This is a genomic window from Streptomyces sp. DH12, assembly GCF_020873895.1.
Taxonomy (GTDB): Bacteria; Actinomycetota; Actinomycetes; order Streptomycetales; family Streptomycetaceae; genus Streptomyces.
In genome coordinates, this window is sequence record NZ_JAHWGT010000711.1 from 1 (window position 1) to 510 (window position 510).

Annotated in this window: 1 protein-coding gene; it reads right to left on the reverse strand. The window is 67.6% G+C overall.

Annotated elements, in window-relative coordinates:
* Window positions 1-510: hypothetical protein (locus LPA54_RS36650; RefSeq protein ID WP_228984820.1), on the reverse strand; the 510-nt coding region annotated here is incomplete at both ends.

The following is a 510-nucleotide window of genomic DNA, read 5'->3' on the forward strand; positions in this document are numbered from 1 at the left end:
TCCCAGGTGAGCCTCTGCGTGTCGCCGCCCAGTGTGCGGGTCTCGGTGTTGCCGGCTTCGTCGTAGGTGTAGGTGTCCTTCGACTCTCCCGTCGGCCCCGCTGTGGTGACCGAGGTCAGAGTGTGCGGCTGGGCATTCGGCGCGCCGGGGTAGGTGTAGGTGCGCTCGGTGTCCTTGGCCGTGTTTCCGGTGACATCGTGGATGACTTCGGTCTGGCGGTTGCCCGCCTTGTCATACGTGTACGAGTGCCAGTAGGGGGCGGGGCCGCCCAAGGAGGTGCCGCTGGGGGCGGTGGAGCAGGTCGGAACGGCCTGGGTCCAGGCTTCGGTCAGGCGGCGCAGTCCGTCGTAGGTGAAGCACTGGGTGTCGGTGCCGGAGCGGGAGACGTCCGATACGGACAGGACGTTGCCGGCTTCGTCGTAGCGGTAGGTGTTGTGCTGGTCGACGCCGTCCATGTCCTGACGGTCGACGCGCGAGGTGGCCAGGCGCTGGGTGCCCCACTCGTAAGTG